Raw genomic sequence first — 22,069 nt, 5'->3', positions numbered from 1 at the left:
GGCGCTGGTGTCAGGTGCGGGTGGGTGGGGGTTGATCGCGCAGTTCCCCGCGCCCCTCGAAGGGGGTGCTCCCGCTCGGCGTTGTCAGCGGGGCAGTCAGGACGCGAACAGGCGTACCGGCCATGCCGCATGCACCTCCGCCCCGATCTCCAGGAGCGGTGCCGACCCCGCGGGCAGGGCGTCGACCCCCTCGTCGATCACCTTCCGGGCCGCCTCCACCGCCCGGTCCGCGACCCGGTCCACCTCCGGCGCCAGCCGGGCCAGCACCCGCGTCGCGTCGAACGGGTCCAGGCTCAGCAGCCGCACGGCCGCCGACGCGGGCCCGCTCACGCTCTCGTACGCCGCGCAGTACGCCGCGTCCACCGGCCCCAGTCCCGCCGCCCGGGCCGTCAGCCCCAGCACCACCGGCTGATGCGCCCCCTTGGGGAACTCCCTGCCGAGCGCGTCCAGTTCGGCGGACGGCCAGGTCGCCCGGGCGGCCCGCAGCAGCTGCCGTCCCAGCTTGCGCGCGGCGACCCGTAGTGCGGGCGACGGGGTTCGCGCGTCTGCGGCGCGGTCCAGTGCGACGGGATCGATTCCGAGCGCCGCGGCAGCGGACAGCCCGGCCGCCACCAGGCCTGCCGTGTGCAACCGTCCCCGGCAGAACTCCTCCAGGCTCGCCGCCCCGCTGATCCGACCGGCCTTGACCGCCGCCTCGGCTCCACCGGAGTGTGCGTGCCCCCCGGCGGGAAAGCGGCCGTCGGCCAGGACGAGAAGCGCCGCACGCGACATCAGACCACCCTCAGAACAGGAAGTACCGCTGGGCCATGGGGAGTTCGGCCGCGGGCGCCGCCTCGACCAGTTCGCCGTCGATGTGCACCGCGAAGCTGTCGGGATCGACCCGCACCTCGGGCCGTGCGTCGTTCTCGCGCATGTCGGCCTTGGTCACACCGCGCGTCGACTCGATCGACACGAACCGCTTGCCGAGCCCCAGCCGCTCCGGCAGCCCGTCCTCGACGGCCAATGGGGCCACGAAGTTGACGGAGTTGGCGGCCGGTGCCCGCCCGATCGCCCCGTACATGGGGCGCGGCAGGATCGGCTGCGGGGTGGGGATCGAGGCGTTCGCGTCGCCCATCTGGGCGTAGGCGATCTGCCCGCCCTTGATGACGAGCTGCGGCTTGACGCCGAAGAACGCCGGGTCCCACAGCACCAGGTCGGCCAGTTTGCCGCTCTCCACCGAGCCGATCTCCGCGGCCAGGCCCTGGGCGAGGGCCGGGTTGATCGTGTACTTGGCGACATAGCGACGTACCCGGCGGTTGTCGGCGCGTCCGTCCCCGGGCAGGGCGCCCCGCCGCCGCTTCATCACGTGCGCGGTCTGCCAGGTCCGCATGACGACCTCGCCGACCCGCCCCATGGCCTGGGAATCGGAGGAGATGATCGAGATCGCGCCCAGGTCGTGCAGCACGTCCTCCGCCCCGATCGTGGAGGGCCGGATCCGGGACTCGGCGAAGGCCAGGTCCTCCGGCACCGCCGGGTTGAGGTGGTGGCACACCATCAGCATGTCGAGGTGTTCCTCGGCGGTGTTGACGGTGAACGGCCTGGTCGGGTTGGTGGAGCTGGGCAGCACATACGACTCGGAGACCACGGTCATGATGTCCGGCGCGTGCCCGCCGCCCGCACCCTCCGTGTGGTAGGCGTGGATGCCCCGCCCCGCGATGGCGGCCAGGGTGTCGCCCACGAACCCGGCCTCGTTGAGGGTGTCGGTGTGGATGGCGACCTGGATGCCGGTCCGCTCGGCGACGGTCAGCGAGGCGTCGATGACTGCCGGGGTGGAGCCCCAGTCCTCGTGCAGCTTCAGGCCGAGGGCGCCGCCGCGGATCTGGGACAGCATCGCCTCGTGGGAGACGGTGTTGCCCTTGCCGAGCAGGCCGATGTTGAGCGGATACGCCTCCATCGCCTCCAGCATCCGGGCGAGGTGCCAGGGTCCGGGGGTCACGGTGGTCGCCTTGGAGCCCTCCGCGGGGCCGGTGCCGCCGCCGACGAGGGTCGTGATGCCCGAGGAGAGGGCCTCGTCGGCGATCTGCGGGCAGATGAAGTGGACGTGCGCGTCGATCGCCCCCGCCGTGAGGATCCGCCCGTTGCCGGCGATGACCTCGGTCTCCGGGCCGATGACCAGGTCCGGGTGGACGCCGTCCATGGTGTCGGGGTTGCCGGCTTTGCCGATGCCGGTGATCCGGCCGTCGCGGATGCCGACGTCGGCCTTGACGATCCCCCAGTGGTCGATGATCACCACACCGGTGATCACGGTGTCCGGCGTGCCCTGCGCGCGCGTGGCCCGCGCCTGGCCCATGGACTCGCGGATGACCTTGCCGCCGCCGAAGACGGCCTCGTCACCGGCGAGTCCGGGGCCGCCGGAGCGGTCCTCCTCGATCTCGACCAGCAGGTCGGTGTCGGCGAGACGGATCCGGTCGCCGGTCGTCGGTCCGAACAGGTCGGCGTACGCGGCACGCGAGATCTCAGGCATCGAGGGCACCTCCGGTCTCCCCGCGCAGACCGGGCACCACACGGGCACCGGCCAGCGGCACCAGGTCGACGTCGACGGGGATCCCGGGCTCGAAGCGCACGGCCGTGCCGGCGGCGACGTTGAGTCGCCTGCCGCGCGCGGCGTCGCGGTCGAACTCCAGACCTGGGTTGGCCTCGGCGAAGTGGTAGTGGGAACCGACCTGCGCGGGCCGGTCGGCGGCGTTGAGGACGGTGAGACGGACGACCTCGCGACCCTCGTTGTAGGCGATCGGCCCGTCGGCGAAGAGGATCTCTCCGGGAATCACGGCGGCCCCCTCAGACGATCGGGTCGTGGACGGTGACCAGCTTGGTGCCGTCCGGGAAGGTGGCTTCGACCTGGACGTCGTGGATCATCTCCGGGATGCCCTCCATGACGTCGTCCCTGGTCAGGAGCTTGCGTCCGGAGGACATGAGTTCGGCGACGGTACGGCCGTCCCGGGCGCCCTCAAGGATGTGCGAGGTGATGAGTGCGACCGCCTCGGGGTGGTTGAGCCGCAGGCCACGGGCCCTGCGCTTCTCGGCCACGTCGGCCGCCACGTGGATCAGCAGCCGTTCTTGCTCGTGCGGGGTCAGTTGCACGTCCCACCTCACCATCTCCGGGCCGTGCGGGGCCCGGCTGCCGCGGCCACGGGGCAAAGTGCCAGGTGGCGTGGATCGGCAGGCTAATGGCGGCGCGTTTCGGGCACGTTAACCGAGTTGTGATCCACTGGGGTCCTCAGCACGCATGCTCATCAGGGCTCGCAGACCGTCCCGGAGCACCTCGACCGGGGCGGGCCCGAAGAGGGACTGCTGTGCGATGAACCCGAGCACACAGGCGATCATCGTGCGGGCCACATGGTCCGGCGTCACGTCCGTCCGCATCATGCCGGCCTCCTGATACCCCTCGACGACCTTGCCCCACGCCGCGCGGACCGAGCCGTAGTTCTCCCGCAGGAGGGCGGCCAGCTCCTCGTTGCGCAGGGTCTCCGTCCACACCTGGATGACGAGCCGGGGGAAGGCGGGCCGGCCGTCGACGACCAGGGACTCGCGGGCGGCGAGCGTCCGGCCGAGGACCGAGGTGACGAGTTCGTCCGGCGGCGGGGGCGGACTCAGGCGGGCCGCGTCCTCGAAGGCCTCACGGACCGAGCCGAGCGTCTCGGCGACGATCGCGCCGATCAGCTCCTCCTTGCCGCTGAAGTAGCGGTAGACCGCCCCCGCCGAGAGGTCGATCTCCTTCAGCACGTCCTGCATGGACGTGGCGTGGAAGCCGTTGCGGGCGAAGCAGAGCGCGGCGCCGTCGAGGATCTGGCGGCGGCGGGCGTCGAGATGTTCCTGGGACACGCGAGCCATGATCCTCAAACTAAAACGAATATTCATTCTTGACAAGGCGCCGCGGCGGGAGCACGGTGGGACCAGAAAAACGAACGCTCCTTCTTTTTAGCGCCGGCCCGCTCGGCCTCGCTCGGCCTCGCTCGACCCCGCTCGGTCCAGCTCGTTTCAGGAGACCCTCATGCCTTCCCGCAACCGCCATGTGCTCGCGGTCGTCGTCCTCGTACCCGTCCTGGCCGCCCTCGCCCTGTGGGCCTTCGCGTGGCCCGCCTCCCGTATCGCGCCCCGCGACCTGCCGCTGGGGGTGGCCGGGCCGGCCACCGCCGTGGCCCAGGTCGAGCGGCAACTGGAGCGGCACGAGGGCGCGTTCGAGATCCACCGCTACGCCGACGAGGCCGCCGCCCGGGACGCCATCGAGGACCGGAGCGTGTACGGCGCGGTCGTGGTCACCCCGCAGGGGCCGGAACTGCTCACCGCTTCCGCCGCCAGTCCGGTGGTCGCGCAGTTGCTCCAGCAGGCCGTGGCCCAGCAGGCCGACGCCCAGGGGACCCGGATCAAGACGGTCGACGTCGTGTCCACCCCGTCCAGTGATCCACGCGGCGCGGTGCTGAACGCCGCCTCCCTGCCGCTCGCCCTGGCGGGTATCGCGGCGGGCGCGGTGGTCACCCTGCTGGGGCTGCGCGGTTCCCGGGCCGTGATCGCACTGCTCGGAGCGTCCGCACTGGTGGGTGTGATCGCGGCCGCGATCGCGCACAGCTGGCTCGGGGCGCTCGGCGGTGACTGGTGGGCGGAGGCGTCGGTGCTCGGCCTGGCGACCCTGGCCGTCGCAGGTGCCGTCGCCGGACTCGCCGCCCTGATCGGGCCCGCCGGTACGGGCCTCGGGGCCGCCGTGGTGATGCTGATCGGCAACCCGTTCTCCGGCGCGACCTCGGCGCCGCAGATGCTGCCGGAGCCGGCCGGTGCGATCGGCCAGTGGCTTCCGCCGGGCGCGGGGACGACGCTGCTGCGCTCGGTGTCGTACTTCGACGGCGCGGCGGCGACCGGGCCCGCCCTGACCCTGGTCTGGTGGGCGGCTCTGGGTCTGGGTGCGGTCCTGCTCGGCAACTCGCTGCGGGCCCGAAAGGCGGGTACCGCGCCCGCGACCGACCAGCGGGAGCTCTCGTCAGTGGCCTGACCGGCACGCCCTACCCGCCCGCGTTGACCGAGCCGGTCCGGGGCAGGCCAGTGATCTGGCCATCCACGCCTACGAGTTGCCACTCACCCGGAGTCGGATGGAGGAGATGCTCGCGCCGCACACGGGCCACACCCGCGAGCAGGTGAGCACGGACATCGACCGGGACAAGATCCCAGGACCGTCGGGGCGAGACGGAACTGCACGCCGCCACCGTGGTCGGGCTCTGCGAGTGCTGGACGGCGAGCGGCGCACGGCCCGGCTCACCCTGCCCCCGGAGTCCGTCAGTTGACGCGAAACCGTCGGTCCCGGCGCACGCGCCGCCGCACCGCCCGCCGCCGACGCGTCCGGAGCTGAGTTGAAACGGACCAAATGACGTACCCCTGTTCGGAGTAGGCGGGAGACGAATTTAAGGGCCGCTCCGGTTGCGCAACGCGCGTAGCCCGAGGACGGAATGGGGCATTCCATCCCTGGTCCGGAGCTCCGCGAACCCGTGAACCGTGGCTCGAACGCACACGTGTCCACCCGAACGGGTGAGTGGTGAGTAACAACACAAATCCCCGGTTCCGTTGGGAAATCCGGACACGCATGAGCCAAGATCCCTGACTGACGACAAGCCCCCGCCGCTGTGGCGGGGCGATCCGGGCGGACGCCGAGTCCTGCCGCCGCCCGGATGACCGGTCGACAGGAGTGGATCGGCAGGAGTGGAGGACCCGAGCACGACGGGTCGCCGGGACGGTCACGCCATGACCGGACCCGAGCAGCCCTTGGGGTGAAGCCGCGTCAGCGGCCGGGCAACTTTGTCAGCCCGAATCCGACAGGTCATCCTTCACAGGCGGCTGACGAAGGGTTGCGCATGACTGCGCTCAATCGTGTCCCGTCGCTCATGGCCCGGGCCGGCACGGCCTCGGCGCTCACCATCGCCGCGGTGGGCGGCTCCATCGTGGCGCCCGGATTCGCATCCGAGGCGGCGGCGGCCACACCGGCGACCAAGGCACTGCAGGTCGCGGCCTCCAAGAAGGGTTCGCCCTACAGGTACGGGGCCACCGGTCCGCACCGGTTCGACTGCTCCGGGCTCACGCTCTACTCGTTCAAGAAGGCCGGCAAGAAGCTCCCTCGCACGGCTGCCCAGCAGTACAACAAGACGCGCCACATCTCCGCCAAGAGCCGCAAGGCGGGGGACCTGGTGTTCTTCCACTCGGGCAGCAACGTGTACCACGTCGGTATCTACGCGGGTAAGAACAAGCTCTGGCACTCCCCGAAGAGCGGGGACGTGGTGCGACTGCAGAAGATCTGGACCAAGAGTGTCTGGTACGGACGCGTGAAGTGATCCGCCCGGCGTGCGGCGGCGCCCTGGACGCGCCGCCGCACGCCGAGGCGTGGGCTGCTCCCGCGGCTCGTGCGGCGGGCGGGGTTGCGCAGGGAGGCGGAAAGCACCGAGGAGAGCGCCGAGGTGGCGTCTGCGACGGCCGCGAGGGCTCCAACGGGCCGTGAGGCGCGGAGCGGGCGTGATGGCCGGGCGGGGACGGCCCAGAGCCGTGAGGGGTGGTTGGGAACCGTGGCAGGGTGACCCGGAGCCTTGGCGGGGTGACCCGGAGCCTCGGCAGGTGACCCGGAGCCGTGAGGCGTGGCCCGGATGCGGGTCGCGCGGGGCCCGGGGGGCGGGCGGCACCCGCTGAACATGCCGTTGTGGTGACTAGGGCTCCTGCTGTACCGCGGTCGTGACCGGCTGGACCGGGACCGCCCAGGGGAGTTCGATCGAGATGGTCTTGCCGCCCTCGCGCGTGGGGCGGATTCGGAGCCGGCCGCCGCATTCCGCGGTCAGCCAGCGGATGATGACCAGACCCCGGCCGTTGTCCTGCTGGACTGCGGCCGGCAGGCGTCTGGGAAAGCGCGGATGACTGTCCGTGACACCGATGCGCAGGCGCTCGTCACGGTCGAGTGCGATGTCCACGGTGAACGTGGGCGACTGACCGAAGGTGTGCTGGACGGCGTTGGTGGCGAGCTCGGAGATGATGAGCCGGACGGTGTCGGACACCTCCGTGTCCGCCGCCAGGCCCCACTCCGCCAGCGTGCCCACCACATAGGCACGCGCTGCGGAGACCGAGGCTGGATCGCTCGGCAGAGTGACGGATGCTTCCAGATGGTCTGCCATGGCGACCTCGTCCCTTTCCCACGGGACCACAGCCCGACACGGAGCGGATGGTTCGAGTACGGTCCCGGACTGGTGCTTCGTCGCCAGACTGCCACCAGAACACCCCCGAAGGACGGCGATCCACCAAGATATGCATATATCTGTCGCTCAAAGCGGTGAACTCTGCGACGCGAGACCGTATTTGGGTGGCTCGGAAGGAGTAAGGAGGAGCCCATGCAGCACGGTCCCGCGGTGCGCCGCCGGAAACTGGGCGCCGAACTGCGTGCGCTGCGCACCTCTGCGGGGCTCACGAGCGGTGAGGCGGCCCGGCTGGTGGGCTGGCACCAGTCCAAGGTCAGTCGGATCGAGACGGGCACGAGCGGGGTGAAACCGGCCGATGTGCGGTTACTTCTCGACGCCTACGGTGTGACGGACTCCCAACTCCGCGAACTGCTCATGGTGTTGGCGGGGTCCGACGACAGCGACGGCCGACACCACTGGTGGCACGCCTACCGCGGCGTACTGCCGCCGACGTACCGGGACTTCATCAGCCTGGAGTCGCAGGCCGGCGCGATGCGCACGCTGGAGACCACCGTCGTCCCGGGCCTGCTCCAGACACCCGAGTACGCGCGTGCGGTGACCAGGGCCGCGGTGGAGGGACTGCCGGAGGACCGGCTAGACACGTTGGTCGAGGTCCGGTTGGCCAGGCAGGTCGTGCTGCGCGAGGATCCCCCGCTGAAGCTCAGTGCCGTCCTGGACGAGGCGGTGCTGCGGCGCGAGGTGGGCGGACCCGGGGTCATGGCCCGTCAGCTGGAACGACTGGTCGAGGCCGCCCGGCTGCCCCAGGTGCGTCTGCAAGTACTGCCGTTCGCCGCCGGGGCGCACATCGGTGTCACCGGCCCTTTCGTAATCTTCTCATTTTCGAGCACTTCTGATCTGGATGTGGTTGTTCTCGACCACTTGACGAGTAGCCTCTACCTCGAACGGAAAGAAGACCTCCAGGCCTACACGGAGGCCTTCAACGCCCTTCAGATCCACGCCCTTTCGCCCGAGGACTCGTTGGATTTCATCGCCGGGACAGCCGCCGGCGCGTAAGGAGGCACCATGCGTGCACTGCCTCGTCATGTCCCCTCAAGCATCGAACTGCACGGTGTGCGGTGGCTGCGCAGCAGCTACAGCACCGGCGCGAACAACTGCGTCGAGACCGCGCGTCCGGATACCCCGCCCTGGGCCGGACTGCTCGCCGTGCGCGACTCCAAGGACCCGGCCGGACCCGCACTGCTCTTCTCCCCGGAGAGCTGGGCGGGGTTCATGGCCGCGGTCGACCACATCTGACCGTTTCTGATCAGTCCGTCATCGTGCGACGCACGGCCGTGTCACGCCGACTCATGGCCGCGTCTCGCCGATCAGCCGTACAGCGCGTTCGATCTGCTGAGCGGTCAGGTCCGCGCGTGCGGTCAGCCTGAGCCGTGAGATGCCGTCCGGCACGGAAGGGGGCCGGAAGCACCCCACGGCCAGGCCCGCCGCGCGGCACCGCGCCGCCCAGCGCACGGCGTCCTCGGGAGAGGGCGCCCGCACCGAGACCACCGCGGCGTCCGGACGCACCGCTTCCAGACCCGCGGCGGTCAGGCGTGCGTGCAGTTCGCCCGCCACCGCCCGGGCCCGTGCCGCCCGCTCCGGCTCGCGGCGCAGCAACCGCAGGGCCGCGAGGGCCGCACCCGCCGCCGCGGGGGCAAGTCCGGTGTCGAAGATGAACGTCCGGGCCGCGTTGACCAGGTGCTCGACCACCCGGGCCGGGCCGAGGACGGCTCCACCCTGGCTGCCGAGCGACTTGGACAGCGTGACCGTCGCGACGACGTCGTCCGCGCCCGCGAGCCCCACCGCCTGCGGGGCGCCGCGACCGCCGTCGCCGAGCACGCCCAGCCCGTGGGCGTCGTCGACGACCAGCCCCGCGCCGTGCTCCCGGCAGGCCTCGGCCAGGCCGGCGAGGGGGGCCGCGTCGCCGTCGACCGAGAAGACCGTGTCGGACACCGCGATGGCGGTGCCCTCGTGGCCGGCCAGCGCTTTGCGCGCGGCGTCCGGCTCGGCGTGCGCCACGACCTGGGTGGTACCGCGGGCGAGTCGGCAGCCGTCGATGAGCGAGGCGTGGTTGCCCGCGTCGGAGACGATCAGGGAGCCGTGCGGGGCCAGCGCGGTGACCGCCGCGAGGTTGGCGGCGTAGCCGGAGGAGAAGACCAGAGCCGCCTCGAAACCGCAGAAATCGGCCAGTTCCCGTTCGAGTTCGCCGTGCAGTTCGGTCGTTCCGGTGACGAGCCGGGAGCCGGTGGCGCCGCCGCCCCAGGTCCGCGCGGCCCGGGCCGCGCCCTCGGTGACCTCGGGGTGGCGGGCCAGCCCGAGGTAGTCGTTGCTCGCCAGGTCCAACAGCGGCGATTCGGCCGGACGGGGGCGCAGAGTCCGTACGAGTCCGGCGCGGGCGCGCAGCTCCGCCTGCTCGTCGATCCAGCCGAACGCCATGGGTGGTCCTCCGGGGAATTTGTAGGCAGTGCACAGACACTAGCGGGACCACCAGCAGGTCACTGTGTGGCAATACCCACACCTCGAAGCGACTCTGTTGTACGAAGTCTCCTTTGCCCCGGGCACCTCCTTAGGACAGGATCGGCTTCCATGGACCTGCTGAACACGCTGGTGGACAAGGGGCTTCGGCGCGAGCTGCCGACCCGCGACGAGGCTCTGGCCGTCCTCGCGACGTCCGACGACGACCTGCTCGATGTGGTGGCCGCGGCCGGAAAGGTGCGACGGCACTGGTTCGGCCGACGGGTGAAACTGAACTATCTCGTCAACCTCAAGTCCGGCCTGTGCCCCGAGGACTGCTCGTACTGTTCGCAGCGGCTCGGCTCGACGGCCGGGATCCTGAAGTACACCTGGCTCAAGCCCGATCAGGCCTCCGACGCGGCGGCCGCCGGTGTGGCCGGAGGGGCCAAGCGGGTGTGTCTGGTGGCGAGCGGGCGCGGCCCGACCGACCGGGACGTGGACCGGGTCTCCGAGACGATCAAGGCGATCAAGGACAACAACGAGGGCGTCGAGGTGTGCGCCTGTCTGGGGCTGCTCTCCGACGGTCAGGCGGAGCGGCTGCGCGAGGCCGGCGCCGACGCCTACAACCACAACCTCAACACGTCCGAGGCGACGTACGGGGAGATCACCACGACGCACACCTACGAGGACCGGGTCGACACCGTGCAGAAGGCGCACGCGGCCGGTCTGTCCGCCTGCTCCGGGCTGATCGCCGGCATGGGCGAGACGGACGAGGACCTGGTGGACGTCGTCTTCTCGCTGCGTGAGCTGGACCCGGACTCGGTTCCGGTCAACTTCCTCATCCCGTTCGAGGGCACTCCGCTCGGCAAGGAGTGGAACCTCACCCCGCAGCGGTGCCTCAGGATCCTGGCGATGACGCGGTTCGTCTGCCCGGACGTCGAGGTGCGGATCGCGGGCGGGCGCGAGGTCCATCTGCGCACGATGCAGCCGCTCGCGCTGCACCTGGCCAACTCGATCTTCCTCGGCGACTACCTCACCAGTGAGGGCCAGGCCGGCAAGGCCGATCTGGAGATGATCGCGGACGCGGGCTTTGAGGTGGAGGGCACCGGCCAGGTGACGCTGCCGGAGCACCGGGCCGCCGGGGGGTGCCACGACGGTGGCGGAGTCTGCGGTTCGGGGGGTGGCGGCGCCTGTGGCTCCGACGCCACCCCGGAGGGCTCCGAGTCCCGTACGGCCGCCGACGCGCGTACCGACCTGGTCGCCGTCCGCCGCCGGGGCGCCGGGACGGACCTCGCGCCCAATGCCTGAGCTGTCGGTGCCCGAGCTGCTGGAGCTGGACCGGCGGCATGTGTGGCATCCGTACGGTCCGATGCCTGGGAGGCAGGAACCGCTCGTCGTGGAGTCGGCGAGCGGGGTGCGGCTGCGGCTCGCCGACGGCTCGGGCGTGCTGGGCGGCTCGGGCGGGCCGGGCGGCTCGGGAGCCGCGGACGGTTCCGGCGGTCCGGGCGGTCCGGTGGAGCTGGTCGACGGGATGTCGTCCTGGTGGTCGGCGATCCACGGCTACAACCACCCGGTGCTCAACGAGGCCGCGCGCGAGCAGCTCGGGCGGATGAGCCATGTGATGTTCGGCGGGCTCACGCACGAGCCCGCGGTACGCCTGGCGAAGCTCCTTGTCGACATGTCACCCGAGGGTCTGGAGCATGTCTTCCTGGCCGACTCCGGTTCGGTGTCGGTCGAGGTCGCGGTCAAGATGTGCCTCCAGTACTGGCGTTCGCTGGGCCGTCCCGGCAAGCAGCGGCTGCTGACCTGGCGCGGTGGCTACCACGGCGACACCTGGCAGCCCATGTCGGTGTGCGACCCGCGGGGCGGGATGCACGACCTGTGGACCGGCGTGCTGCAGCGTCAGGTGTTCGCCGGCCCGCCCCCGGCGGAGTACGACGAGACGTACGCCGAGCAACTGCGGTCGCTGATCGAGCGGCACGCCGATGAACTGGCCGCGGTCATCGTCGAGCCGGTGGTGCAGGGCGCGGGCGGGATGCGGTTCCACTCCCCCGCGTATCTGCGGGTGCTGCGCGAGGCGTGCGACGCGCACGACGTGCTGCTGGTGTTCGACGAGATCGCGACCGGGTTCGGCCGTACGGGTGCGATGTTCGCGGCGGAGCACGCGGCCGTCACGCCGGACGTGATGTGCGTGGGCAAGGCGCTGACCGGCGGCTATATGACGATGGCGGCGACGCTGTGCACCGCGCGGGTGGCGGACGGCATCTCGCGGGGCGAGGTTCCGGTGCTCGCGCACGGCCCGACGTTCATGGGCAATCCGCTGGCGGCGGCGGTGGCCTGCGCCTCGATCGAGCTGCTGCTCGGTCAGGACTGGCTCGCCGAGGTGAAGCGGATCGAGGCGGGGCTGCGGGACGGGCTCGCGGCGGCCCTCGACCTGCCGGGCGTGACGGACGTACGGGTGCTCGGCGCCATCGGCGTGGTGCAGCTGGACCACGCCGTGGACATGGCGACGGCGACGGCGGCGGCCGTACGCGAGGGCGTCTGGCTGCGGCCGTTCCGCGATCTGATCTACACCATGCCGCCGTATGTGACGGGCGAGGAGGATCTGGCCCGGATCGCGCGGGCCGTGTGCGCGGCGGCGCGGGAGGGGTGACATGCCGGTACTGGTGATCACGGGTACGGGCACGGAGGTCGGGAAGACGGTCGTGACCGCCGCCGTGGCGGCGACGGCGCTGGCCGCCGGACGTTCCGTGGCCGTGCTGAAGGCCGCGCAGACGGGCGTCGGGCCGCACGAGCCCGGGGACGCCGCCGAGGTGGCACGGCTCGCGGGTCCGGTGACCACGGCCGAACTCGCCCGGTATCCGGAGCCGTTGGCGCCGGCCACGGCGGCGCGCCGGGCCGGACGGGACCCGGTCCGTCCGCACGAGGTCGCGGACGCCGCCGCCAAGCTGGCCACCGAGCACGATCTGGTGCTGGTCGAGGGGGCCGGTGGACTGCTCGTCCGGTTCGACGCGGACGGCGGCACCCTCGCGGACGCGGCCCGGCTGCTGTCGGCTCCGGTGCTGGTCGTGACCCCGGCGGGCCTGGGCACCCTGAACTCCACGGAGCTGACGGCCCGTGAGCTGCGGGCGCGGGGTCTTGACCTGGCCGGGATCGTGATCGGCAGCTGGCCCGCGGCCCCCGGCCTCGCCGCGCGCTGCAATCTCGCGGATCTGCCGGAGGTGGCCGAAGCCCCCCTGCTGGGCTCGGTTCCGGCCGGTTCGGGCGCCCTGTCCCGCACCGCCTTCCGGGCGGCCGCGCCGAGCTGGCTGGCGCCCCGGTTGGACGGCTCGTGGGAGGCGGAGGCGTTCCGGATCCGGGAGGCGCCGGAGGCGTTCTGAGGGGCGGGGCGGGCGCGCGGTGAAACCGGGGCGGGTGTGGTTGCGTGGTGAAGTACGTATGTGATCACCTCCGAAGGGACCACCTTGTACTCGAAGCACTCGAACGGATCACGCCCGTCCCGCCGTACGGCCCTCGCCCTGGGCACGGCCGCCGCTCTCTCACTGGGCAGCGCCGGCACGGCCCGTGCCTTACCCGGCACCGGCGGCATCACCGCGCGGCTGCGGGACCTGGAGCAGGAGCACACCGCCCGGCTCGGCGTGTACGGCCGCAACCTGCGCACCGGCCGGACGGTGGCGTACCGGGCCGACGAACGCTTCCCGATGGCCTCGGTGTTCAAGACGCTCGCCGCCGCGGCCGTCCTGCGCGATCTCGACCGCGACGGCGAGTTCCTGGCCCGGCGCGTGCACTACACCCAGGGGTACGTCACCGAGTCGGGCTACTCCCCCATCACCGAGGACCACGTCGCGACCGGCATGACCGTCGGCGAACTGTGCGACGCGACCATCCGCTTCAGCGACAACACCGCGGGCAACCTGCTGCTGAGGGAGCTGGGCGGGCCGACCGCGATCACGCGCTTCGCCCGCTCGACCGGTGACCGCGTCACCCGGCTGGACCGCTGGGAGCCCGAGCTCAACTCCGCGGAGCCGTGGCGTGTCACCGACACGACGACCCCGCGTGCCATCGGCCGGACCTACGCCCGACTCGTGCTCGGCGCCGCGCTGGAGCCCCGGGACCGGGCGCGGCTCACGGACTGGCTGCTGCGCAACACCACCAGCACCGAGAAGTTCCGCAAGGCCCTGCCCGCCGACTGGCTGATCGCCGACAAGACCGGCGGCGGACGCTACGGCGGCAACAACGATGTCGGCATCACCTGGCCGCCGGACGGTCCGCCGATCGTGATGTCGGTGCTGACCACGCAGCCGGAGGAGGACGCCCCGGCCGACAACCCGCTGGTGGCCGCCGCTGCCGCCCTGCTGGCGGCGGAACTCGCCTAGCCTTGCCGCCGTCCACCGCAGGTCACCGTGGGACCCCTGGCTGATGAGCTGATGACCCGGTGCGGGGCCGGGCACTCCTTCGGTCGCGGGCAGGGGTGCGACCGGCCCGTCCGGGGGACAATCGCCCTAAGGCGCAAGGCCAGCCTCGTCTGGGAGGTCCCCATGCCGCTCCGCTCCGGCAAGGTGCCACGGGACGCCGTGCACCATCCGCTGTTCGCCCGCTGCTACGCCCGGATCAGTGTGAAGGCCGAGACCCGGATGGGCATGGGCCGGATCCGCGGGAGACTGCTCGACGGGCTGTCCGGGCGGGTGATCGAGATCGGCGCGGGCAACGGGCTGAACTTCGCGCACTACCCGGGCAGCGTCGCGGAGGTCGTGGCGATCGAACCGGAGCGGCGGTTGCGGCATCTGGCCGTGGAGGCCGCGCTGCGCGCCGAGGTGCCGGTGGACGTGGTGCCGGGTGTCGCCGAGGCGCTGCCGGTCAAGAGCGAGGGCTTCGACGCGGCCGTGGTGTCGCTGGTGCTGTGCAGTGTGCGGGACGTGCCCCGGGCGCTCGCGGAGCTGCGGCGGGTGCTGCGGCCGGGCGGCGAGGTGCGGTTCTTCGAGCACGGCCGGGGCGGCGGCCGTGCGATGACCTTCACCCAACACGCCCTGGACCGGACGGTGTGGCCGGTGCTGAGCGGGGGCTGCCATGTGGCGCGGGAGCCGGTGCGGGCCCTGCGGGACGCCGGGTTCGAACTCGGCCCCTACCGGCAGGTGCTGATGCCCGAGGAGGGGCCGCGGCTGCCCAGCTCGTACTGCGTGCTGGGCACGGCGTGGCGTCCGCTCAGCGGGTAGTCCGGCCGGTGGTCACAGGCTCCACTGGCGCAGCTCCCGCTCGATGTCCCGTACGGACGCGTCGCCGGTCTTGACCAGGCGGGCGAGGTCGCGGACCTGCTCGGGCGAGGTGACGACCTTGACGCCGCTGGCGACGAGGTAGGCGTAGGCGACGGCGGAGGCGAACAGGGCGTTGGAGCGCTCCAGGGCGGGCACGTGGAGCAGGAGCTGGAGCAGGGCCGCGGCGCGTGCGTGCGGGCTGTCGTAGACAGGGACGTCGAATATGGCGGCCTGGTGGCGGGCGACGGCGGCGACTAGGGCGCCCCAGTCGGTGACCTGGGGGTCCCCGGGGGTGTGGTGCTCGGCGAGCATCAGCAGCCAGGCGAGGTCGATGTCGAGGTTGTTCAACGGTTCAGTGGCGACCTTCGCGCGTGCCCTCACGGTCTGCGCCGAACTCCTCGGCGAAGACGGACTCGTACTGCTTCATGAAGTCGGCGGCGGCCTCCACGAAGGTGTGCCCGACCTCGCCGGTGTCCTGCCGGACCAGTTCCTCGATGTAGCGGTTGACGCTCATGCCGCGGGCCAGGGCGCGTTCACGGGCGGCGCGGGCGGTGCCCTCGTCGACGCGCACGTTCAGCTGGGTCTTCGCCATACCTCGAAGCTAGCGCGCGAGTGCTAGCACCGGCAAGGGCGGTGTCCGACCCGCGGAGGATACCGAGTGTGGGCCGGGTCACATTACGCTCGGGCAGGGCCAGGAGGTCCTGACGTCCATCCAGAGGAGGCGGCCTTGTCCACACCTGCTGCGGAGCACGCTCCCGGCCTCGCGCCGGCCGACGGTATCGCGGCCCGGGCCCGCGGTCTCACCAAGGCGTACGGCTCGGGCGAGACGGCCGTGCTGGCACTCGACTCGGTGGACGTGGACGTCGTCCGGGGCCGGTTCACCGCCGTGATGGGCCCCTCGGGCTCCGGGAAGTCCACCCTGATGCACTGTCTGGCGGGGCTCGACACCGTCTCGGCCGGTCAGGTGTGGCTCGGCGACACGGAGATCACGGGGCTGCGGGAGCGCGAGCTGACCCGGCTGCGCCGGGACCGGGTCGGGTTCATGTTCCAGTCGTTCAACCTCATCCCGACCCTGAACGCGCTGGAGAACATCACCCTGCCGATGGACATCGCGGGCCGGAAACCGGACGGGGAGTGGCTGGACCGGGTGATCGACACCCTGGGCCTGCGAGACCGGCTCCGGCACCGGCCCTCGCAGCTGTCCGGCGGGCAGCAGCAGCGCGTGGCCTGCGCGCGGGCGCTGGCCTCCCGGCCGGAGCTGATCTTCGCGGACGAGCCGACCGGCAACCTCGACTCGCGGGCCGGCCTGGAGGTGCTCGGCTTCCTGCGCGAGGCGGTCGACCAGCTGGGGCAGACCGTCGTCATGGTCACCCACGACCCGGGGGCCGCCGCCCACTCGGACCTGGTGCTCTTCCTGGGGGACGGCCGGATCGTCGACGAGATGCGGCGCCCCACGGCGGAGGCGGTGCTGGAGCGGATGAAGCGGTTCGACGTGATCCGCACCCGGTTCGAGGACGCCCCCGCGTCGTCCGAGGAGAACTGAGCCCGTGCTCAAGGCGACCCTGCGGAGCTTCCTGGCGCACAAGGGCCGGCTGCTGCTCTCCGCGCTCGCCGTCCTGCTGTCCGTCGCGTTCGTCACGGGAAGTCTGATCTTCTCGGACACCGTCAGCCACACCTTCGACCGGCTGTTCGCCTCCACCGCGGCCGATGTCACGGTCAGCCCGAAGGAGGATCTCGACGAGGCGGTGCCGTCCGGCCGGACGGAGACCCTGCCGGCCGCGCTCGCCGAGCGGATCCGGCGGGTCGACGGGGTCGCGGCGGCCCGCGCCGACGTCAAGGTGAACGGACTCACGGTCGTCGACGAGGAGAACCGGCCGGTGGGCCCGACCACCGGGGCACCCACGCTCGGCTACGCCTGGAACCCCGACGAGCGCAGCCCGGTCGAGCTGACCTCGGGTCACGCCCCGCGCGGTCCCGCCCAGGTCCTGCTCGACTCCGAGACCGCCGACCGCAAGAACGTGCGCATCGGCGACCCCCTCACCGTCATCGCGCCCCCCGGGTCGTTCCCGGTGCGGGTCGTCGGCATCGTCACCTTCACGACCACCAACCCGGGTTCCGCGCTGCTCTACTTCGACCCGCCCACGGCGCAGACGAAGCTGCTGGGCCAACCGGGGGCGGCGACCGCCATCTCGGTCGACGCGGCTCCGGGCGTCGCTGACGAGCAGCTCAAGCGGCGCGTGGCCGCCGCACTCGGCCCGCACACCTACGACGTCAGAACGGCCGGTGAACAGGCCGAGTCCGACGTCCAGCAACTGGGCGGGTTCCTCGACGTCATCAAGTACGTGATGCTCGGCTTCGCGGGTGTGGCGGTGCTGGTCGGCGTGTTCCTGATCGTCAACACCTTCTCCATGCTCATCGCCCAGCGCACCCGCGAACTGGGGCTGCTGCGCGCGCTCGGCGCCGACCGGCGCCAGGTCCGCGGCTCGGTGCTCACCGAGGCCCTGCTGCTCGGCCTGGTCGGCTCCACACTGGGACTGGCCGCGGGCATCGGACTCGCGGCCGGGCTGATCGGGCTGATGGGCCTGCTCGGCATGAACATCGACGCCGGCGAGATGGAGATCGGCTGGGTGACCCCGGTGGCGGCGTACGTCGTCGGGCTCGGCGTCACCTTCGTCGCCGCGTTCCTCCCGGCGCGGCGGGCCGCGGGCGTCTCGCCGATGGCCGCGCTCTCGGACGCCGAGGTCGCCGGGGTGGGGCGGCCGCTGCGGGTGCGCGCGGTGGCGGGCGGGATCGTCGGAGCGGCCGGGGCGGCGGCGCTCGCGGGCTGCGCGGTGTCGCGGCAGACCTCGTCGGCGGCGTCCCTGCTGGGCCTCGGCGTGGTGCTCACCCTGATCGCGACCGTGATCGCCGGGCCCCTGCTGGTGCGTCCGGTGATCCGGGTGCTGGGCGCGGCCTTCCCCGCGCTGTTCGGGACGATCGGGCTGATGAGCCGGCGCAACGCCCTGCGCAATCCCCGGCGTACCGGGGCTACGGCGGCGGCCCTGATGGTGGGGATCGCCCTGGTGGGCGGGATGTCGGTGGCGAGCGAGTCGATGACCGCGTCGTTCGACCGGCAGATCGACAAGACCCTCGGCGCCGACTTCGTGATCCAGGACGGCAACTTCCAGCCGTTCCCGCAGGAGGTCACCGCCAAGGTGCGCGACACCGACGGGGTGGGGCTGGTCGTGCGGGGGCGGTTCACCCCGGTCGCGGTACGGCTCCCGGACGGCGACCGTGTGGAGACCACCGCCGCGGGCTACGATCCGCGGCTCGACGAGGTCGCCAACATCACCTACGCGCAAGGGGACTCCGCGTCCGCGCTCGGGCCCGGGCGGCTCGCCATGGACCGGGACTTCGCCCGCGACCACGGCGTACGGGTGGGCAGCACCCTGCCGGTGGAGTTCCCGGGCGGGCGCTCGGCCGAGCTGACGGTCGGCGCGCTCACCGACCAGGACGCCGCGGAGGGATTCGGCACCCAGGGCGGGCTGTTCTTCGGGCTGGGCACCCTGGAGCGGTACGCGCCGGGCGGACGGGACTCCGCGCTGTACGTCAACGCCGCCACCGGCACGGGCGACGACGAGCTGCGCGCGAACCTGGAGGAGACGCTGGAGCCGTACCCGCAGGTGCAGGTGCGGGACCTGGCCGACTACAAGCGGCTGGTCCACGACCAGATCGCCGTCCTGCTGTACCTCGTGTACGCGCTGCTCGGGCTGGCGATCATCATCGCGGTGCTGGGCGTGGTCAACACCCTGGCGCTGTCGGTGATCGAACGCACCCGGGAGATCGGGCTGTTGCGGGCGATCGGGCTGGCCCGGCGGCAGCTGCGGCGGATGATCCGGCTGGAGTCGGTGGTGATCGCGGTGTTCGGCGCGGTCCTGGGTCTGGTGCTGGGGCTGGTGTGGGGGGTGTGTATGCAGCGGGTGCTGGCTCTCCAGGGCATGACGGCGCTGGCGATCCCTTGGGTCACCATCGTGCTGGTCGTGGCCGGCTCGGCGGTCGTCGGGGTGGTGGCGGCGCTGCTGCCGGCGTTGCGCGCCTCCCGGATGAACGTCCTGGCGGCCATCGCGCACGAGTGACGTCCGCATGGTGAAACACACTGACGCGGGCCGGTGCGGGTGATGTGATCTTGGGATGACCGACTTGCAGATCCGGGCCGCGACGCCCGAGGACCTCGACAGCGTGCTGGCCTTCTGGAAGGTGGCCGCCGAGGGCACGAGCATCAGCGACGACCGCGGGGGCGTGGAGCGGCTGGTCGCGCGGGACCCCGAGGCGCTGATCCTCGTGGAACGCGGCGGGGAGCTGGTGGGCACGGTGATCGCCGGGTTCGACGGCTGGCGTTGCCATCTGTACCGGCTCGCCGTGCACCCGGACCACCGCCGCCAGGGCATCGCGTCCGCGCTGCTCGCCGCCGCGGAGGAGCGCTTCGTACGGCTCGGCGGGCGCCGCGCGGACGCGATGGTGCTCACCCGCAACGAGATCGCGCACCGGGCGTGGGGTGCGGCCGGTTACGGGGCAGAGGATCAGTGGCGACGGTGGGTGAAGCCCCTCACCGAGTAGGCGCGGGCACGGAGGTGTGCGCGCCCGGGGAGCGGACTTTGCCCATCCTTTACTCTTGAATGGCCACTCGGTCCTGCATGAAAGGTTGTGAGCGTCCGCCCATGGGCGAGCCTCCCCGCGCGCGACACCGCGCGTTCCACCCCGTCCTGGAGAACCATGGAACGGGGGTGACCCGATGACCGAAGTGCTCCTGCTGCTGGCGGCGATCCTGCTCTCGCTCGCCTGCGGTGCCTTCGTGGCCGCCGAGTTCTCCCTCACCACGGTCGAGCGCGCCGAGCTGGAGCAGGCCGCGGAGCGCGGCGAGCGGGGTGCGCAGGGCGCACTGAAGGCCGTACGGAATCTGACGTTCCAGCTCTCCGGCGCGCAGCTCGGCATCACCGTCACGAACCTGGTGGTCGGCATGCTCGCCGAGCCGTCGATCGCCGCGATGATCGCCGGGCCGCTGGAGGACCTCGGCGTGTCGGCCGCGGCGTCGCACAGCGTCGCCCTGGTGCTCGGGACGGCCGCCTCGACGGTGTTCCTGATGGTCGTCGGCGAGCTGGTGCCGAAGAACTGGGCGATCTCCTCGCCGCTGACCGTCGCCAAGACCGTGGGCAACGCGCAGCGCTGGTTCAGCGCCGCGTTCCGGCCCTTCATCACGCACCTCAACAACACGGCGAACCGGGTGGTGCGACGCATCGGTGTGGAGCCCGCGGAGGAGCTCGCCTCGGCGCGCGGGCCGCAGGAGCTTGCGGCCCTGGCCCGGCACTCCGCGAAGGAGGGCGTCCTGGAGGCCGACACCGCCGAGTTGTTCGTGCGGACCCTGAACCTCGCCGACCTGACCGCGGAGAACGTGATGACGCCCCGGGTGCAGGTCGTGGCGCTGGAGGTGCAGGCGACCCTGGAGGACGTCGCGAACGTGACCCGGGCGACCGGCCTGTCCCGCTTCCCCGTCTACCGCGGCACCCTGGACTCGGTCGTCGGCACGGCCCACGTCAAGGACGTGCTGGCGGTGCCCGCCGAGCGCCGCACCCGGATCTACGTCTCCGAGCTGATGCGCGAGCCGCTGCTGGTCCCGGAGACGCTCACCGTGGACCGGCTCCTGGACCGGCTCTCCGGCAAGCGCACGATGGCCGTCGTGATCGACGAGTACGGCGGCACGGCGGGCGTGGCCACGCTGGAGGACATCGTCGAGGAGGTCGTCGGCGAGGTCCGTGACGAGCACGACCCGCACGAGACCCCGGACCTGGCCCCGGCCGGTACGGACGAGTCCGGGCACGCGCTGTACTCGGCCGACGGCTCCGCCCGCGTGGACCACCTGGAACGCGTCGGGCTGCGCGCCCCCGAGGGGCCCTACGAGACGCTCGCCGGGCTGGTGGCCACGGTGCTCGGCCGGATACCGGCGGTCGGGGACACCCTGGAGCTCGCCGGCTGGCACCTTGAGGTCCTGGACGCGACGGGGCGCAGGGCCGCCCGCGTCCGGCTGCGCGCCCCCCTCGACGACCACGAGCTCGACGAGAAGGGGGTGGAGCTGTGACCGCCGTCCAGCTGCTGATCGGACTGGCGACGCTGGTCGTCAACGCCTTCTTCGTCGGCGCCGAGTTCGCGCTGATCTCGGTGCGCCGAAGCCAGATCGAGCCGTACGCCGACCAGGGCGACCGGCGTGCGAAGAGTGTGCTGTGGGGCCTGGAGCACGTGTCCGCGCTGATGGCCGCCGCGCAGCTCGGCATCACGCTGTGCACGCTGGTGCTGGGCGTGGTGGCCGAGCCGGCGATCGCGCACCTGCTGGAGCCGGTGTTCCACGCGGTGGGCGTGCCCGAGGGCGCGGGGCACGCGGTGTCCTTCGTGATCGCGCTGTCCGCCGCGACCTATCTGCACATGCTGCTCGGCGAGATGGTGCCGAAGAACATCGCGCTCGCCGAGCCGGTACGCAGCGCGCTGGCGCTCGGTCCGCCCCTGGTGGCGCTGTCCCGGGCGCTGCGGCCGGTGATCTTCACGGTGAACGCGTTCGCCAACGCCCTGCTGAGGCTGTTGCGGGTCGAGGCCCGGGAGGAGGTCTCCGCCTCCTACTCGGACGCCGAGATAGCGCAGATCGTGAAGGACTCCAGCGAGGCCGGCCTGATCGACGACCGGGCCCAGGAGCGGCTGCGCGACGCACTGGAGCTGGGCCGCCGTCCGGTGCGGGACGTGGTGATGCCGCTGGAGGACGTGGTGTACGCGAGCGTCGGCATCACGCCGGAGGAGCTGGAGCGGCTGTCGGCGGAGTCCGGGTTCTCCCGTTTCCCGGTGGTGGACGAGGGGCGGCGGATCGTGGGCTACCTCCATGTGAAGGACGCCCTGGAGGCCACCGGCCGCGCCACACCGTTCCGCCTGCGCGACATGCGCCCCATCGCCCGCGTACGCGAGCACACGCCCTTGGACGACGTCCTCACGGCCATGCGCGGCAGCCGCACCCACCTGGCGGCCGTCCTCGGCTCGGACGGCCGCCTGGCCGGTCTGGTGACGATGGAGGACGTGCTCAGGGAGCTGTTCGGGCAGCGGGCGTGAGGGTGCGGG

At 72.0% G+C, this 22,069-nt stretch carries 24 protein-coding genes and 1 riboswitch; of the genes, 15 read left to right on the top strand and 9 right to left on the bottom strand.

Annotation, left to right across the window (positions count from 1 at the left end; genetic code table 11):
- Positions 1-96: 96 nt before the first annotated feature.
- The 5 genes from ACFZDE_RS00665 to ACFZDE_RS00645 form a co-directional block, all read right to left on the bottom strand.
- The gene (locus ACFZDE_RS00665) at positions 97-771 is read right to left on the bottom strand and encodes an urease accessory UreF family protein (protein ID WP_391196115.1); all 675 of its coding nucleotides are present in this window, start codon (positions 769-771) and stop codon (positions 97-99) included.
- Positions 772-781: 10 nt separating this feature from the next.
- Positions 782-2,503: an urease subunit alpha gene (locus ACFZDE_RS00660; protein ID WP_391196112.1), complete on the bottom strand. Its 1,722-nt coding sequence runs from the start codon at positions 2,501-2,503 to the stop codon at positions 782-784.
- A complete protein-coding gene (locus ACFZDE_RS00655; protein ID WP_391196110.1) occupies positions 2,496-2,807 on the bottom strand; it encodes an urease subunit beta in 312 nt (103 codons plus the stop codon). The genes ACFZDE_RS00660 and ACFZDE_RS00655 overlap by 8 nt, the downstream gene beginning before the upstream one ends.
- Positions 2,808-2,817: 10 nt before the next feature.
- Positions 2,818-3,120 carry an urease subunit gamma gene (locus ACFZDE_RS00650; protein ID WP_028808600.1) on the bottom strand — a complete coding sequence of 101 codons (303 nt, stop codon included), beginning with the start codon at positions 3,118-3,120 and terminating at the stop codon, positions 2,818-2,820.
- A gap of 108 nt (positions 3,121-3,228) precedes the next feature.
- Entirely contained in the window at positions 3,229-3,870 is a 642-nt protein-coding gene (locus ACFZDE_RS00645) for a TetR family transcriptional regulator (RefSeq protein ID WP_390991905.1), read from the bottom strand.
- Positions 3,871-4,030: 160 nt separating this feature from the next.
- Between ACFZDE_RS00645 and ACFZDE_RS00640 the strand changes: the two genes are divergently transcribed.
- The 3 genes from ACFZDE_RS00640 (at position 4,031) to ACFZDE_RS00630 (ending at position 6,350) form a co-directional block, all read left to right on the top strand.
- Positions 4,031-5,023 (top strand): ABC transporter permease, encoded by a 993-nt coding sequence (locus ACFZDE_RS00640; protein ID WP_391196107.1) that lies wholly within the window; start codon positions 4,031-4,033, stop codon positions 5,021-5,023.
- Positions 5,024-5,120: 97 nt separating this feature from the next.
- Positions 5,121-5,312 (top strand): hypothetical protein, encoded by a 192-nt coding sequence (locus ACFZDE_RS00635; RefSeq protein ID WP_391196104.1) that lies wholly within the window; start codon positions 5,121-5,123, stop codon positions 5,310-5,312.
- A gap of 348 nt (positions 5,313-5,660) precedes the next feature.
- Positions 5,661-5,873, top strand: a riboswitch (cyclic di-AMP (ydaO/yuaA leader).
- Between the two features lie 3 nt (positions 5,874-5,876).
- Positions 5,877-6,350 (top strand): NlpC/P60 family protein, encoded by a 474-nt coding sequence (locus ACFZDE_RS00630; RefSeq protein WP_390991910.1) that lies wholly within the window; start codon positions 5,877-5,879, stop codon positions 6,348-6,350.
- A gap of 366 nt (positions 6,351-6,716) precedes the next feature.
- Here ACFZDE_RS00630 and ACFZDE_RS00625 read toward each other — a convergent pair whose 3' ends face one another.
- Complete coding sequence (locus tag ACFZDE_RS00625) at positions 6,717-7,175, bottom strand: ATP-binding protein (RefSeq protein WP_391196103.1); 459 nt, start codon at positions 7,173-7,175, stop codon at positions 6,717-6,719.
- A gap of 213 nt (positions 7,176-7,388) precedes the next feature.
- On the opposite strand from ACFZDE_RS00625, the gene ACFZDE_RS00620 reads away from it, so the two are divergent.
- Together ACFZDE_RS00620 and ACFZDE_RS00615 are read left to right on the top strand one after the other, a co-directional pair.
- Positions 7,389-8,249, top strand: a complete 861-nt coding sequence (locus ACFZDE_RS00620; protein WP_390991916.1) for a Scr1 family TA system antitoxin-like transcriptional regulator — start codon at positions 7,389-7,391, stop codon at positions 8,247-8,249.
- Between the two features lie 9 nt (positions 8,250-8,258).
- Positions 8,259-8,489, top strand: coding sequence for a DUF397 domain-containing protein (locus ACFZDE_RS00615; protein WP_391196100.1), 231 nt, complete (start codon positions 8,259-8,261; stop codon positions 8,487-8,489).
- 51 nt (positions 8,490-8,540) lie between these two features.
- Here the strand turns inward: ACFZDE_RS00615 and ACFZDE_RS00610 are convergent, their stop codons facing one another.
- The gene (locus ACFZDE_RS00610; protein ID WP_391196099.1) at positions 8,541-9,668 is read right to left on the bottom strand and encodes an aminotransferase class I/II-fold pyridoxal phosphate-dependent enzyme; all 1,128 of its coding nucleotides are present in this window, start codon (positions 9,666-9,668) and stop codon (positions 8,541-8,543) included.
- A 150-nt stretch (positions 9,669-9,818) separates the two neighbouring features.
- On the opposite strand from ACFZDE_RS00610, the gene bioB reads away from it, so the two are divergent.
- From bioB to ACFZDE_RS00585, 5 genes are all read left to right on the top strand, one after another.
- Positions 9,819-10,994 carry a biotin synthase BioB gene (bioB, locus tag ACFZDE_RS00605; protein WP_391196096.1) on the top strand — a complete coding sequence of 392 codons (1,176 nt, stop codon included), beginning with the start codon at positions 9,819-9,821 and terminating at the stop codon, positions 10,992-10,994.
- Positions 10,987-12,339, top strand: coding sequence for an adenosylmethionine--8-amino-7-oxononanoate transaminase (locus tag ACFZDE_RS00600; RefSeq protein ID WP_391196093.1), 1,353 nt, complete (start codon positions 10,987-10,989; stop codon positions 12,337-12,339). The genes bioB and ACFZDE_RS00600 overlap by 8 nt, the downstream gene beginning before the upstream one ends.
- A 1-nt stretch (position 12,340) precedes the next feature.
- Entirely contained in the window at positions 12,341-13,066 is a 726-nt protein-coding gene (gene bioD, locus ACFZDE_RS00595) for a dethiobiotin synthase (RefSeq protein ID WP_391196091.1), read from the top strand.
- Between the two features lie 84 nt (positions 13,067-13,150).
- The gene (gene bla / locus ACFZDE_RS00590) at positions 13,151-14,062 is read left to right on the top strand and encodes a class A beta-lactamase (RefSeq protein WP_391196088.1); all 912 of its coding nucleotides are present in this window, start codon (positions 13,151-13,153) and stop codon (positions 14,060-14,062) included.
- 162 nt (positions 14,063-14,224) lie between these two features.
- The gene (locus ACFZDE_RS00585; RefSeq protein WP_390991935.1) at positions 14,225-14,899 is read left to right on the top strand and encodes a methyltransferase domain-containing protein; all 675 of its coding nucleotides are present in this window, start codon (positions 14,225-14,227) and stop codon (positions 14,897-14,899) included.
- Between the two features lie 12 nt (positions 14,900-14,911).
- Here ACFZDE_RS00585 and ACFZDE_RS00580 read toward each other — a convergent pair whose 3' ends face one another.
- A complete protein-coding gene (locus ACFZDE_RS00580) occupies positions 14,912-15,286 on the bottom strand; it encodes a fic family toxin-antitoxin system, toxin component (RefSeq protein ID WP_390992346.1) in 375 nt (124 codons plus the stop codon).
- Between the two features lie 4 nt (positions 15,287-15,290).
- Complete coding sequence (locus tag ACFZDE_RS00575; protein WP_020270799.1) at positions 15,291-15,530, bottom strand: hypothetical protein; 240 nt, start codon at positions 15,528-15,530, stop codon at positions 15,291-15,293.
- 135 nt (positions 15,531-15,665) lie between these two features.
- Here ACFZDE_RS00575 and ACFZDE_RS00570 point away from each other — a divergent pair, with 135 nt between their 5' ends.
- The 5 genes from ACFZDE_RS00570 (at position 15,666) to ACFZDE_RS00550 (ending at position 22,060) form a co-directional block, all read left to right on the top strand.
- Complete coding sequence (locus tag ACFZDE_RS00570) at positions 15,666-16,481, top strand: ATP-binding cassette domain-containing protein (RefSeq protein ID WP_390991939.1); 816 nt, start codon at positions 15,666-15,668, stop codon at positions 16,479-16,481.
- Between the two features lie 4 nt (positions 16,482-16,485).
- Positions 16,486-19,053 carry an FtsX-like permease family protein gene (locus tag ACFZDE_RS00565; RefSeq protein ID WP_391196086.1) on the top strand — a complete coding sequence of 856 codons (2,568 nt, stop codon included), beginning with the start codon at positions 16,486-16,488 and terminating at the stop codon, positions 19,051-19,053.
- A gap of 55 nt (positions 19,054-19,108) precedes the next feature.
- Positions 19,109-19,534 (top strand): GNAT family N-acetyltransferase, encoded by a 426-nt coding sequence (locus tag ACFZDE_RS00560; protein ID WP_391196085.1) that lies wholly within the window; start codon positions 19,109-19,111, stop codon positions 19,532-19,534.
- Between the two features lie 175 nt (positions 19,535-19,709).
- Positions 19,710-21,050, top strand: coding sequence for a CNNM domain-containing protein (locus ACFZDE_RS00555; protein WP_391196083.1), 1,341 nt, complete (start codon positions 19,710-19,712; stop codon positions 21,048-21,050).
- Positions 21,047-22,060 carry a CNNM domain-containing protein gene (locus tag ACFZDE_RS00550; RefSeq protein WP_391196081.1) on the top strand — a complete coding sequence of 338 codons (1,014 nt, stop codon included), beginning with the start codon at positions 21,047-21,049 and terminating at the stop codon, positions 22,058-22,060. The genes ACFZDE_RS00555 and ACFZDE_RS00550 overlap by 4 nt, the downstream gene beginning before the upstream one ends.
- Positions 22,061-22,069 lie beyond the last annotated feature (9 nt).

It is taken from the genome of Streptomyces sp. NPDC007929, assembly GCF_042959065.1.
In the GTDB taxonomy this organism is placed as follows: domain Bacteria; phylum Actinomycetota; class Actinomycetes; order Streptomycetales; family Streptomycetaceae; genus Streptomyces.
The sequence above is the reverse complement of the archived record's forward strand: the minus strand, read 5'-3'. Positions and strand labels throughout refer to the sequence as shown.

Excerpts from the sequence above, each read along its gene's own strand:
- ACFZDE_RS00665 (WP_391196115.1), bottom strand. The coding sequence starts at position 771 with ATGTCGCGTGCGGCGCTTCTCGTCCTGGCCGACGGCCGCTTTCCCGCC.
- ACFZDE_RS00660 (WP_391196112.1), bottom strand. The coding sequence starts at position 2,503 with ATGCCTGAGATCTCGCGTGCCGCGTACGCCGACCTGTTCGGACCGACG.
- ACFZDE_RS00645 (WP_390991905.1), bottom strand. The coding sequence starts at position 3,870 with ATGGCTCGCGTGTCCCAGGAACATCTCGACGCCCGCCGCCGCCAGATC.
- ACFZDE_RS00640 (WP_391196107.1), top strand. The coding sequence starts at position 4,031 with ATGCCTTCCCGCAACCGCCATGTGCTCGCGGTCGTCGTCCTCGTACCC.
- ACFZDE_RS00635 (WP_391196104.1), top strand. The coding sequence starts at position 5,121 with ATGGAGGAGATGCTCGCGCCGCACACGGGCCACACCCGCGAGCAGGTG.
- ACFZDE_RS00630 (WP_390991910.1), top strand. The coding sequence starts at position 5,877 with ATGACTGCGCTCAATCGTGTCCCGTCGCTCATGGCCCGGGCCGGCACG.
- ACFZDE_RS00625 (WP_391196103.1), bottom strand. The coding sequence starts at position 7,175 with ATGGCAGACCATCTGGAAGCATCCGTCACTCTGCCGAGCGATCCAGCC.
- ACFZDE_RS00620 (WP_390991916.1), top strand. The coding sequence starts at position 7,389 with ATGCAGCACGGTCCCGCGGTGCGCCGCCGGAAACTGGGCGCCGAACTG.
- ACFZDE_RS00615 (WP_391196100.1), top strand. The coding sequence starts at position 8,259 with ATGCGTGCACTGCCTCGTCATGTCCCCTCAAGCATCGAACTGCACGGT.
- ACFZDE_RS00610 (WP_391196099.1), bottom strand. The coding sequence starts at position 9,668 with ATGGCGTTCGGCTGGATCGACGAGCAGGCGGAGCTGCGCGCCCGCGCC.
- bioB (WP_391196096.1), top strand. The coding sequence starts at position 9,819 with ATGGACCTGCTGAACACGCTGGTGGACAAGGGGCTTCGGCGCGAGCTG.
- ACFZDE_RS00600 (WP_391196093.1), top strand. The coding sequence starts at position 10,987 with ATGCCTGAGCTGTCGGTGCCCGAGCTGCTGGAGCTGGACCGGCGGCAT.
- bioD (WP_391196091.1), top strand. The coding sequence starts at position 12,341 with ATGCCGGTACTGGTGATCACGGGTACGGGCACGGAGGTCGGGAAGACG.
- ACFZDE_RS00585 (WP_390991935.1), top strand. The coding sequence starts at position 14,225 with ATGCCGCTCCGCTCCGGCAAGGTGCCACGGGACGCCGTGCACCATCCG.
- ACFZDE_RS00575 (WP_020270799.1), bottom strand. The coding sequence starts at position 15,530 with ATGGCGAAGACCCAGCTGAACGTGCGCGTCGACGAGGGCACCGCCCGC.
- ACFZDE_RS00560 (WP_391196085.1), top strand. The coding sequence starts at position 19,109 with ATGACCGACTTGCAGATCCGGGCCGCGACGCCCGAGGACCTCGACAGC.
- ACFZDE_RS00555 (WP_391196083.1), top strand. The coding sequence starts at position 19,710 with ATGACCGAAGTGCTCCTGCTGCTGGCGGCGATCCTGCTCTCGCTCGCC.